The sequence below is a fragment of the Pseudomonas lundensis genome, assembly GCF_002269125.1.
Taxonomy (GTDB): Bacteria; Pseudomonadota; Gammaproteobacteria; order Pseudomonadales; family Pseudomonadaceae; genus Aquipseudomonas; species Aquipseudomonas lundensis_A.
This window is the reverse complement of the sequence record NZ_NQKI01000036.1, coordinates 13,793-26,331: the sequence shown is the minus strand read 5'-3', so window position 1 is coordinate 26,331 and position 12,539 is coordinate 13,793. Positions and strand designations below refer to the sequence as shown.

At 58.5% G+C, this 12,539-nt stretch carries 7 protein-coding genes; 2 read left to right on the top strand and 5 right to left on the bottom strand.

Annotation, left to right across the window (positions count from 1 at the left end; genetic code table 11):
• Positions 1-41 precede the first annotated feature (41 nt).
• Entirely contained in the window at positions 42-2,744 is a 2,703-nt protein-coding gene (locus CJF39_RS18640) for a DEAD/DEAH box helicase (protein ID WP_094994767.1), read from the bottom strand.
• Positions 2,745-2,768: 24 nt separating this feature from the next.
• On the bottom strand, positions 2,769-6,218 hold the full coding sequence (gene mfd, locus CJF39_RS18635) for a transcription-repair coupling factor (RefSeq protein ID WP_047274045.1): 3,450 nt from the start codon (positions 6,216-6,218) through the stop codon (positions 2,769-2,771).
• 286 nt (positions 6,219-6,504) lie between these two features.
• Between mfd and CJF39_RS18630 the strand changes: the two genes are divergently transcribed.
• The gene (locus CJF39_RS18630; protein WP_094994766.1) at positions 6,505-7,968 is read left to right on the top strand and encodes a glyceraldehyde-3-phosphate dehydrogenase; all 1,464 of its coding nucleotides are present in this window, start codon (positions 6,505-6,507) and stop codon (positions 7,966-7,968) included.
• A 75-nt stretch (positions 7,969-8,043) separates the two neighbouring features.
• On the opposite strand, the gene CJF39_RS18625 is transcribed toward CJF39_RS18630, so the two are convergent.
• The gene (locus tag CJF39_RS18625; RefSeq protein ID WP_094994765.1) at positions 8,044-9,342 is read right to left on the bottom strand and encodes an MFS transporter; all 1,299 of its coding nucleotides are present in this window, start codon (positions 9,340-9,342) and stop codon (positions 8,044-8,046) included.
• 151 nt (positions 9,343-9,493) lie between these two features.
• On the bottom strand, positions 9,494-10,057 hold the full coding sequence (locus CJF39_RS18620) for a chalcone isomerase family protein (RefSeq protein ID WP_094994764.1): 564 nt from the start codon (positions 10,055-10,057) through the stop codon (positions 9,494-9,496).
• 295 nt (positions 10,058-10,352) lie between these two features.
• Between CJF39_RS18620 and sthA the strand changes: the two genes are divergently transcribed.
• Entirely contained in the window at positions 10,353-11,747 is a 1,395-nt protein-coding gene (gene sthA, locus CJF39_RS18615) for a Si-specific NAD(P)(+) transhydrogenase (protein ID WP_047275673.1), read from the top strand.
• Positions 11,748-11,789: 42 nt separating this feature from the next.
• Here the strand turns inward: sthA and CJF39_RS18610 are convergent, their stop codons facing one another.
• A complete protein-coding gene (locus tag CJF39_RS18610) occupies positions 11,790-12,512 on the bottom strand; it encodes a glycerophosphodiester phosphodiesterase (protein ID WP_094994763.1) in 723 nt (240 codons plus the stop codon).
• Positions 12,513-12,539 lie beyond the last annotated feature (27 nt).

The window sequence follows — 12,539 nt, the reverse complement described above, 5'->3', positions numbered from 1 at the left end:
CTTCGCGCTGTTTGTCAGCGGCTACAGGGTTGGGGTTGGGCTTAACGCTTTTCGTTTTTGGGTGGCAGGGGCGCGAACAGGGCTTCGATATCGTCGTCCTGCAACTTCCAGTCTCCCGCAATACGGCCGTCCAAAACGCCTGCGGCCAAATCCGATTTTTCCTGCTGCAAGTGCTGGATTTTCTCTTCTACGGTACCGCGGGCAATCATCTTGTACACAAACACCGGTTTTTCTTGCCCGATGCGATAGGCGCGGTCGGTGGCCTGGTTCTCGGCCGCCGGGTTCCACCACGGGTCGTAATGAATCACGGTGTCCGCTTCGGTCAGGTTCAAGCCCACGCCTCCGGCCTTGAGGCTGATCAGGAAAATCTGCAGTTTGCCGCTCTGAAAGTCTTTGACGGGGGTACGTCGGTCCCGCGTTTGACCGGTGAGCAGGGCATAGGCAATGTTGCGCTTCTTCAATTCCGCTTCGATCAGCCCGAGCATCGAGGTGAATTGCGAAAACAGAAGAATGCGCCGGCCCTCTGCGAACAACGCGTCAAGCATCACCATCAAGCTGTCGAGCTTGCCCGACGTACTGCCTTTTTTCGGCGGGTTATCACTCACAAGCCGCAAGTCGCAGCACACCTGACGTAGCTTGAGCAGCGCTTCAAGAATGATGATCTGGCTGCGCCCGACCCCTTTGCGGGTGATTTCATCGCGCACTTTCTTGTCCATCGCCAGGCGCATGGTTTCGTATACATCCCGCTGCGCCTCGTTCAGATCAACCCACTGGATGATCTCGGTCTTGGGCGGCAGCTCGGTGGCGACCTGCTCTTTGGTGCGGCGCAGCAGAAACGGTTTGATGCGTGCGTTCAAGTGTTGCAAGCGCTCATCGTTGCCCTGGCGCTCGATCGGCACCCGATAGTCGCGATTGAAGGCTTTGACATCCCCCAACCAGCCGGGCAGCAAAAAGTGAAACAGCGCCCACAGCTCCCCAAGATGGTTTTCCAGTGGCGTGCCACTCAGGCACAGACGTTGCCGGGCCACCAGTTCGCGCGCGGCCTGGGAAGCCTTGCTGTTCGGGTTTTTGATGTACTGCGCTTCGTCGAGGATCAGGATGTGCAGCGGCACCTTGGCCAACAGGTCAATGTCTTTGGGCAACAACGCATAGGTGGTCAGGATCAGGTCGTATTCGTTGAGGTGTTCGTAGTGTTTTTTGCGGCTGGCCCCATACAGCGCCAGCACCTTGAGCTGAGGTGTGAAGTGCGTGGCTTCGTCCATCCAGTTCGGGATCAGGCTGGTGGGCATCACCACCATGGCCGGACGGTCCAGTCTTCCTGCGTGTTTTTCACACAGAATATGCGCCAGGGTTTGCAGGGTTTTACCCAGTCCCATGTCATCCGCAAGAATCCCGCCCACCTCAAGCTGGCGTAGCGACTGCATCCAGCTCAGGCCTTCCAGTTGGTAGGGGCGCAAGGTGGCATTGAGCCCCTGTGGTGGCTCCACGCTGAAATCCTTGATGTCGCGCAAACGCTGAGCGAACCCGCGAATCTGTTCGCCGCCCTCCCAGCGCAGCGGTAGAGCGTCCAGTGCATTGAGCCGTGGCGCGTCTGCGCTTTTGATGCGCAACGTTGTGGCGCCCGGTTCGCCCAGGTAAAACTCACCCAACGTGGCCAGCACGGGCTTCAGACGTCCGTAGGGCAGGGCGACTTGCAGCGGTACTTGGGTGCTGTTGGGGATGGCGGGGATGTTCACCAGAATCAGTTCGTCATCTCGGCGTTTGGCCAGTTTTTCCGGACTGAGAATCTCGGTGTGCGAGCGCATCAGGTTCAGCAGGATCGGTAGCAGGCTCAGGCGCTGGCCATTGACGATAATCCCCAGTTCCAGGTCGAACCAGTCACGTTCCGGCGCTTCGTCGACGTTGGCATACCAGTCTTCGACAGGGCTCAAGTCAAAGCCGAAATGCTCGTCAATCTGTAACTCCCAGCCCTTGTCACGCAAGCTGTTCATCTGATTGAGGGTGAAGTTCAGCCAGGCACTGTCGTTGACCAGTTCAAACAGTTCACCGGCGCTTTCAGGCAGGGCTTTGCTCTGACGGGTAGCGATTTTGAAGCCGAGGGCACGCAGTTGCTCGCGGCAGGCATGTTCTGTTTCCGGGTGACGCTTGATGCGCAGGACGTGGTCATCCTGGCGAATCAGCACGTCTGCGTTTTTCTGTCCCGAAACGTACTGTTCCAAGTATTTGAAAGACAGTGCGGCACGGTGCTGGATGTAACGCTGCATTTTGCCGTTGCGCGGCTCGAACGCACTGAACTCAGCACTGGCCAGCCATAAGCGCGGCACCGGTTGCACGTCGTCTATCAGTTGTTCGGGCAGGTTGGCAGGGCGACGCGAGTCGAGCACGGCTTGCAGTTTTTCCAGAAGCTCGGCGTCCTGGGCAGCAGCAGGGTAGTTCAAAGTGTCTTCAATCTTCAGTAGTACGGCCGCTGTGTGCTTGCAGTTGGTGCGCACAGGGCAGGTGCAATTCGCGCTCACCAGCAGCAACGAGCCTTTGGCAGACTCGCGCAATTCGATGGTCTGGCGGTAAGGGTTTTCGCCTGAGCCCTGACAGCTGGACGTGATCAGGCTGTCACCGATCTGGGCGATTCTGACGCGATTTTCCCGGGCGTAGCGACGGCCACGCTCAAGGGTTTGCTCTTTAAACCGACTGACCCAGGTTGGCGCCAGCGGTTTGGTCAGTCGGGGTGTCGAGTTCAGGGGCATGTGGACTTCATTGTGCGGGCCCCATCAGGAAGGCTTCGGTGTCAGGCGCTCAAATAGCGCCTCGATGGTGTTGAAGCGTTCATCCGGGCGTTCCATGGGCACCATGAACTTGAACAGCGTCGCGCCTTCAAACTTGTAGCGATTGGGTTGGCCCTGAATCAGTTTGATCAGTACCAGCGGATCGACCGGCGTGTCGGCGGCAAACTCAATGCGCCCGCCTTGCGGCCCGGCATCCACTTTTTTGATACCCAGTTGCTCGGCGTGCAGCTTGAGCAAGGTAATGCGCACCAGATTTTTGGTCGGTTCCGGGAGCAGTCCGAAGCGGTCGATCATCTCGACCTGCAAGTCCTTCAAGCCCTCTTCGTCGGTCGCTGAAGCGATGCGCTTGTACAGGATCAGCCGCGCATGCACATCTGGCAGGTACGACTCGGGAATCAGCGCTGGCACGCGCAGGTTGATCTCCGGGCCACCGCCCAACGGCTGGTCGAGGTTCGGTTGTTCGCCCTTGCGGATCGACTTGACGGCGCGTTCGAGCATTTCCATGTACAGGGTGAAACCCACGGCCTGGATCTGCCCACTTTGACCGTCGCCCAACAGCTCACCGGCGCCCCGGATTTCCAGGTCGTTGGTGGCCAGTACAAAGCCGGCACCCAGGTCCTGGGTATTGGCGATGGCCTCCAGGCGCTTTTGCGCGTCCCCGGTAATTTGCTGGCGTGGCGGGGTCAACAGGTATGCGTAAGCCTGGTGGTGACTGCGACCCACACGGCCGCGCAACTGGTGCAATTGCGCCAGGCCGAACTTGTCGGCGCGTTCGATGATGATTGTGTTCGCACTGGGCACGTCGATGCCAGTCTCGATGATGGTCGAAGCGATCAGTACGTTGAAACGTTTGTGATAGAAGTCGCTCATCACTTGTTCGAGTTCACGCTCGCGCATCTGGCCGTGACCGATGCCGATACGGGCTTCGGGAACGAGTTCAGCCAGATCGGCCGCACATTTCTCGATGGTCTTTACATCGTTGTGCAGGTAGTAAACCTGCCCGCCGCGCAGCAGTTCACGCAGCAGGGCTTCTTTGACCGTGCTGTTGTTTTGCTCCATGACGAACGTGCGCACCGACAGCCGGCGGGCGGGCGGTGTGGCAATGATCGACAAGTCGCGCATGCCCGAAACCGCCATGTTCAGCGTGCGCGGGATCGGCGTGGCGGTGAGGGTCAGGATGTCGACTTCGCTGCGCAGGGCCTTGAGCTGTTCTTTCTGACGAACGCCGAACCGGTGTTCTTCGTCAATGATGACCAGCCCGAGGTTTTTGATTTTGACGTCGTCTTGCAGCAGTTTGTGGGTGCCGATCACGATGTCGATCTTGCCCTCGGCCAGATCGGCCACGGCCGCATTGATCTCTTTTGCCGATTTGAAGCGACTCATGACTTCTACCCGCACTGGCCAGTCGGCGAATCGGTCGCGGAAGCTGTTGTAGTGTTGCTGCGCCAGCAGGGTGGTCGGGACCAGAATGGCAACCTGACGTCCGCCATGTACGGCGATAAACGCCGCGCGCATGGCCACTTCGGTCTTGCCGAAGCCCACGTCGCCACACACCAGCCGGTCCATCGGCTTGGGCGCGAGCATGTCAGCGCGTACCGCTTCAATGGCCGTCTGCTGATCGGGCGTCTCTTCAAACGGGAAACCCGCGCTGAAGGTTGCGTAGTCGGCTTTCGGATCGTCGAACGCATAGCCTTCGCGGGCGGCGCGACGGGCATAAATGTCGAGCAGCTCGGCGGCCACGTCACGAACTTGTTCGGCCGCTTTGCGTTTGGCTTTTTGCCAGGTTTCGGAGCCCAGTCGGTGCAGTGGCGCCAGCTCGTCATCACTGCCGGTGTAGCGTGCGATCAGGTGCAGGTTGGCCACGGGCACATAAAGTTTGGCGCCTTCGGCGTACTCGAGGGTCAGGAATTCGGCCACCTGATTGTCGACTTCAAGCGTCGCCAAGCCTTGATAGCGGCCTACGCCATGGTCGATGTGAACCACTGGCGCGCCTTCGCGCAGCTCGGTCAGGTTTTTGATGACGGCGTCGTTGTTGGCATCGGCGCGTTTTTCACGGCGGCGGCGCTGCATCACCCGCTGGCCGAACAGCGGGCTCTCGGCAATCAGGGCCAGTGCCGGATCGTCCAGCAACAAGCCTTCATCGAGCGGGGCAATAGTGATTGCCAGGCGGTGTTTGCTGGACACGAAGTCCGGCCAACTGTCGACGGTTTTGGGGCGCAGCTTCAATCGCTCGAGCAGCTCCAGCAACACTTCGCGGCGACCGGCGGACTCGGCCGTGAACAGCACGCGGCCTTCAAATTGTTCAAGAAACCCGGAGAGGGCTGCCAGCGGCTGATTGGCCTTGGCCTCGATGGCAAGATTGGGCAATGGCTGCGCTGGGAAGCGTTCGCGGCTGCTGCCGGTGTCCAGATCATCCTGACTGGCGACCACCCGCGGCCAGCTCTTCAGGCGGGCAAAGCAGTCTTCGACCGGCAGGAACAGTTCGGCCGGCGGCAATAAAGGACGGGAAGGATCAACCCGACGCTCTTCGTAGCGGTTGCGCACGTCGGACCAGAAGTTCTCGGCGGCTTGTTCGATACCGGGCAGCGAAAACACCTGAGTGTCGCCGGGCAGGTAATCGAACAGGGTGGAGGTTTCATCGAAGAACAGCGGCAGGTAGTACTCGATACCAGCTGGTGTAATCCCGCTGCTTAAATCCTGAAAGATAGGGCAGCGTCGGAAGTCGACGTCGAAACGTTCGCGGAACCGTGCTTTGAAACGCGTCACGGCATCCTTCTGCAGGGGGAACTCCCGTGCGGGAAGCAAGCGAACCGAATCGACCTTGTCGATGGAGCGCTGATTCTCTGGATCGAAGGTGCGCAAGGTTTCGATTTCGTCGTCGAACAGGTCGATCCTGTAAGGCAGCTTGCTGCCCATGGGAAACAAGTCGATCAGTGCGCCGCGTACGGCGAACTCCCCGTGCTCGTAAACCGTATCGACACAGCGATAGCCGCTGGCCTCCAGGCGGGTACGCATCTGCTCGACATCCAGCTTTTGGCCAATGTCCAGCACCAGGCTGCTGCCAAGTAGAAACTTGGTCGGCGCCAGGCGGTGTAGGGCAGTGGTGATCGGCACTACCAAAACGCCATGATCCAGCTCCGGCAAGCGGTAAAGGCTGGCGATGCGCTGGGAAATGATGTCCTGATGCGGCGAGAACAGGTCGTAGGGCAGGGTTTCCCAGTCCGGGAAGTGCAAGACCGGCAGTTCGGGCGCAAAGAACCTCAATTCTTGCTCAAGGCGCTCGGCGCTTTGGCTGTCTGCGGTCAGAAGCAGGGTGAAGCGCTTGGCGGCGCTGGCCGCCTCGGCAATTGCGAGGCTCAGGGCGGCACCGGGCAGGTTGCCCCAGTGCTGTTTGCCTGCCGTAGCAGGAAGTTTGGGTAGTCGCAGGACGGGCACGGAAGGTTGAGCTCCAAGCGTTGCGGCAAAGAGGTCGATTGTAACGGGCCTGGGGGCTGGCTGTCAGTTGTCGTCTTAAGTGGCGCGGCAAATCCTTCGGGTAAACAGCAAAATGCAGCCCGTGACCCCTTGCCACGCCCCTAAAACGCACGGGAAAAACGCGGATAGCGATTTTTTTCACCTGTAAATATTGAGGCTTAATCGTTTCAGTCAAGCCTCATGACAGGCGCACATTGCCCATGGCCAGAGCCGGCGGCATAATGTAGCCCCTTTTTTCAGCCCCTACATGTGGAAGGTTCCCGTGACTCAGAAGCCCGACCAGTGTCTTGGTGAATGGATCGACCGTGAAGCACTCGCAGAAGCGATGATTCCGCTGATTGGTCAGCTCTACCGCAATAACAACGTGGTGAGCTCGATCTATGGCCGCAGCCTGATCAACCGTTCAGTCATTGCGATTCTCAAAGCTCACCGCTTTGCGCGTCATCGCCAGTCCGATGACATCGAATTGTCCGTGCACGAAACTTTCCCGCTGCTCAAAGCGATGAGCGAACTCAAGCTGGGTGCTGCTTCGGTAGACCTGGGCAAGCTGGCCGTCAAGTTCAAGGCCGAAGGCAATGGCCGTACCGCCGAACAGTTCGTGCGTGAAGAGCTGGCCGACGTGGTAGGTCAGCAAAACGCCGAAGCCCGTAAAGGCACCGACGTCGTGCTGTACGGTTTTGGCCGTATCGGTCGCCTGCTGGCGCGCATCCTGATCGAAAAAACCGGCGGCGGCGACGGTCTGCGCTTGCGTGCGATTGTTGTGCGCAAAGGTGCCGATAATGATCTGGTCAAGCGTGCCAGTCTGTTGCGTCGTGACTCGGTGCATGGCCCGTTCGACGGCACCATCGTGGTGGACGAAGAAAACAACACCATCACCGCTAACGGTAACCTGATTCAGGTGATCTACGCGAAGAACCCGACTGAGGTGGACTACACCCAGTACGGCATTCAAAACGCATTGCTGGTGGACAACACCGGTGTATGGCGTGACGCCGACGGTCTGGGCCAGCACCTGGCGTGCCCTGGCGTAGATCGCGTGGTCCTGACGGCGCCTGGCAAAGGCAAACTCAAGAACATCGTTCACGGCATCAACCACGGTGAAATCACCGCTGACGACAAAATCATTTCGGCTGCTTCTTGCACCACCAACGCCATTGTGCCGGTGCTTAAAGCTGTGAATGACAAGTTCGGCATTGTGAACGGTCACGTTGAAACGGTTCACTCGTACACCAACGACCAGAACCTGATCGACAACTTCCACAAGGGCGACCGCCGTGGCCGTTCGGCTGCGCTGAACATGGTCATCACCGAGACCGGCGCTGCCACGGCTGCCGCCAAGGCGCTGCCTGAGCTGGCTGGCAAGCTGACCGGTAACGCGATCCGCGTGCCGACGCCAAACGTGTCAATGGCCATCCTCAACCTGAACCTTGAGAAGCCGGCCACTCGTGAAGAAATGAACGAGTACCTGCGTCACATGGCGCTGCACTCCGAACTGCACAAGCAGATCGACTTCGTCAGCTCGCAGGAAGTGGTTTCCACTGACTTCGTTGGCTCGCGTCATGCGGGTGTAGTTGATGCCGAAGCCACTATCTGCAACGACAACCGCGTTGTGCTGTACGTGTGGTACGACAACGAGTTCGGTTACAGCTGCCAGGTAGTGCGCGTGATGGAAGACATGGCCGGGGTTAACCCGCCAGCGTTCCCGCGCTAAGCGTCTGCTGCAAGTGAAAACGCCCCGACTGGTTCGGGGCGTTTTTGTTTCTGCTCTGTAACGTTTACAGAGGTGTCACGCGTTGCCCGCCACAGCCGATTTGGCTGTGCGCAGTTCATGCGTGTTGCCACGAAACAGCACAACGGTCGCAATCAGCCCAAGCACCGCCGCCCCGGTCAGCCACAGGCCCGGGGCTGCCTTGTTGTCCAATACGTGGATCAAATAGGTGCACGCTGCCGGGGTGAACCCACCGAAGGTTGCGGTCGCCAGGCTATAAGCCAGCGAGAAGCCAGTGGTTCGTACTTCCACCGGCATGATTTCGGTGAGTGCCACCACCATCGCGCCGTTGTACGAGCTGTACAGGAACGACAGCCACAGTTCGACGATCAGCAAATGGCTGAAGCTCGGGTTGGCCACCAGCCATGACAGCGATGGGTAGGCGGTCAGAATCGCGAGAAGGGTCGCACCCAGCAGTAAGGGTTTGCGCCCGATCTTGTCAGACAGTGAGCCCATCACCGGTAGCCAGAAGAAGTTGGAGGCACCGATACAGACCGTCACCAACAGCGCATCAAAATCTGACAGATTCAGCTCTGCTTTCCCGAAGGTCGGGGTGTAGGCCGTGATCAGGTAAAACGACACAGTGGTCATCACCACCAGCGCCATACCGCCCAGTACCAGTCCAAAGTTCTGACTGATTGAACGAATGATTTCCCGCAGGGTTGGGCGATGTTCGCGAGCTTCAAATTCTGGCGTTTCTTCCATTGAGCGGCGAATGACAAAGATCACCGGCACAATCAGGCAGCCCAGCAAAAATGGAATACGCCAGCCCCATTCGCCCATGTCTTGTGGGCTAAGCCAGTGATTCAAGCCGACACCAAGCAGCCCGGCAAAGACCACGGCGGCTTGCTGGCTGGCGGACTGCCAGCTGACAAAAAAGCCTTTGCGGCCCGGTGTGGCAATTTCTGACAAGTACACCGAGACGCCACCCAGCTCTACACCTGCGGAGAACCCTTGTAACAGGCGGCCCAACAGCACCAGCAGCGGCGCAGCTACGCCCAGCGTGGCGTAACCCGGTACACAGGCAATCAGCACTGTACCCATGGCCATCAGGGCGAGGGTGATGATCAGGCCTTTGCGTCGGCCATGGCGGTCAATGTAGGCGCCGAGGAAGATCGCACCCAGCGGGCGCATCAAGAAGCCAGCGCCGAACGTGGCCAGCGCGAGCATCAAGGAGGCGAAGGCGCTATTACTTGGAAAGAATGTGTTGGCAATGGCCGTGGCATAAAAGCCAAAGACCATGAAATCGAACATTTCGAGGAAGTTACCGCTGACAACGCGAAAAATCGCCTTGCCTTTACCTGCACTGGAGGCCATCAGAAATCACCCGCTGTTATCTGTTTTATGCGTATCCATGTTTTTAGTCGTCCACACTGCCTGTTCCGGGGCTGCGCCGGTCAGCAAAACAGTTTTGTAACCATATGTGTATCAAAATGTGTAGGCAACTAATGATGTGACTACCGATTGTTCACGGGGTTTGTGCCAGGAGTGTTTGGCGCAGTGTTTCGGGCAACCCTTCAGGGGCGAGCCAAATGCCCAGGTACGCTTTGGCAAGCGCCCTGTCTTTGGTGTTGAAGATGACCTGGCCATTGCGTTCAAGGTTCAGGCCCCGAACGGGGTCGTAATCCAGTGCATAGCGGTCACCGCGTTGGATATTGGCGAAGCTGCCTTGCAGTTTCTTTAATCCCGGGTCGAGGGCGCTGAGTGTGGCAGGGGAGTGTTGGCGCTTGAGAATGGCAGCAGAGGCCGTGGTGATGTCGCTGTGATCAAGGTCGCGCAAATAAAACAGTTCAAGGCGCACGTCACGCAGCTGTTCATAGGCGCGTTGGGGGCTGAGGTTGGCAGGCGTAAACAGTGCTGCAGCGTAGATGTCGGCCCACAGGTAGGTCAGCACGATTTGACCTTTGCGTTGCAGGGTTTGAGAACCATCTTGAAGCTGGGTGGGAAAATTCGCCTCCTTGATCGGTTTTGTCTCGTCTGCCAAGCAGTTAATGCTGTTCATCAACAACAGAGCGATCAATAGCGGGCGCATGAGGGGGCTCTCTGAATGATTAAATGGGACCAGTGGCGCGGGACTGCGATCAAGGCAAAGGGGCCTGCGGCGTTTACATTTCACGCAGCCCGTTTCTGTACCTTGAAGAGAGTTAAGGCCACTTCTCGATGTAGTGAACACAAAATTAGCCTACGACGAGACCAAGGGTTAATGTTCGCCGCGTTCAGGCTTCTATAGACTGTGCCCCACGTTTTGATCCTTCATGGCGCCGGCCGCGTCATGATTTAGCCGCAGGCGCCTGAAAATGCGCCGCGGCCCGTTCTGAGGAGTACGCATGGCTGTCTACAACTACGACGTAGTGGTACTGGGTTCCGGCCCGGCAGGAGAAGGTGCGGCAATGAACGCCGCTAAAGCAGGGCGCAAGGTGGCGATGGTCGACAGCCGGCGTCAGGTCGGCGGCAACTGCACACACTTGGGCACCATCCCGTCCAAGGCGTTGCGTCACTCGGTCCGGCAGATCATGCAGTTCAACACCAACCCGATGTTTCGGGCGATCGGTGAACCTCGCTGGTTTTCCTTCCCGGATGTGCTGAAAAGCGCCGAGAAGGTGATTTCCAAGCAAGTGACCTCTCGCACCGGTTACTACGCCCGTAACCGTGTGGACCTGTTCTTCGGCACTGGCAGTTTTACCGACGAGCAAACCATTGAAGTGGTCTGCGCCAATGGTGTAGTTGAAACGCTGATGGCCAAGCAGATCATCATTGCTACCGGTTCGCGCCCATATCGCCCGGCCGATATCGATTTCACCCACTCGCGCATCTACGACAGCGACACCATCCTCAGCCTGGGTCACACCCCGCGCAAGCTGATCGTCTACGGTGCTGGCGTGATCGGTTGTGAATACGCGTCGATCTTCAGTGGTCTGGGCGTACTGGTTGAGCTGGTGGATAACCGCGAGCAACTGCTGAGCTTCCTTGATTCCGAGATCTCGCAGGCGCTGAGCTACCACTTCAGCAACAACAACATCACCGTGCGTCACAACGAAGAGTACGAGCGTGTTGAAGGCGTCGAGAATGGCGTGATCCTGCACCTCAAGTCGGGCAAGAAGATCAAGGCCGATGCCTTGCTCTGGTGCAACGGCCGTACTGGCAACACTGATCAGCTGGGGCTGGAGAACATTGGCATCAAACCCAATGGTCGCGGCCAGATCAGCGTGGATGAGAACTACCGCACTGTGGTGCCCAACATCTACGCGGCAGGCGATGTGATTGGCTGGCCGAGCCTGGCCAGTGCGGCGCACGACCAGGGCCGCTCGGCTGCGGGCAGCATCGTGGACAATGGCAGCTGGCGTTTCGTGAATGACGTGCCGACCGGCATTTACACCATTCCGGAGATCAGCTCGATCGGCAAGAACGAGCAAGAGCTGACCCAGGCTAAAGTGCCTTACGAAGTGGGCAAGGCGTTCTTCAAGGGCATGGCGCGTGCGCAGATTGCAGGCGAGCCGCAAGGCATGCTGAAAATCCTGTTCCACCGCGAAACCTTGCAAGTACTGGGCGTACATTGCTTCGGCTATCAGGCATCGGAGATCGTGCACATCGGTCAGGCGATCATGAATCAGCCGGGCGAGCTCAATACCCTGAAGTACTTCGTCAATACCACGTTTAACTACCCGACCATGGCTGAAGCCTATCGGGTAGCGGCTTACGACGGCCTTAACCGGCTTTTTTAAGCGGCTCCGGCCGGTGGCCTGAGCCGGCCGGGGAGACCGATTTCAGCCATTCCCGAGGGTGGCAGTGGCCAAACCGGGAAAGTCTGTAATCAGGCTATCTACGCCGAAATCAGCGAGTCTGCGCATCAATGCAGGCTCGTTGACTGTCCATACCGACACATGCAAACCCTGACGCTGGGCTTTTTCCAGGCGCTCCGGGGTGCAGAGTGTCCAGTTCAATGCCAGCATCTCGCAGCCATAGTTTTGCGCGACCTTCAACGGGTCGAGCCAGGCGTACTCTGCAACCAGTCCGCGGGACAAGTCCGGTGTCAGCTCGATAGCAGCCCTGAGCACTTCACGGGAACTTGAGGTCACGGTGACTTTATCCATCAGGCCGTGGCGCTGGGCCATGTCGCGAATCGCCAGTACGGTGGTCGCCGCTCGCGTGCGTGACGCGCTTTTGACTTCCAGCTGCCAGTGTTCGAAGTCGCATTTTTCAAACAGTTCTTCGAGTCGTGGAATCGGACACGGATGCACCCAGCCAGGGCCGCCTTTGCGTGCGTCATAGGTCGCCAGGTCCGCTGCGGTGTGTTCGATCACCTTGCCGCGTCGGTCGGTAGTGCGCTTGAGCGTCGGGTCGTGGATCACCATCAGCTCACCGTCCTTGGACAGGTGCAGGTCGAGTTCGCAGCGGCGCACGCCGTGCTTGAGGCATTGCTCAAAGCTGGCGAGGGTGTTTTCGGGTGCTTCGCCTTTGGCGCCGCGATGGCCATAAATCAGGGTCACAATTGCTCCTTAATACACAATTCACAG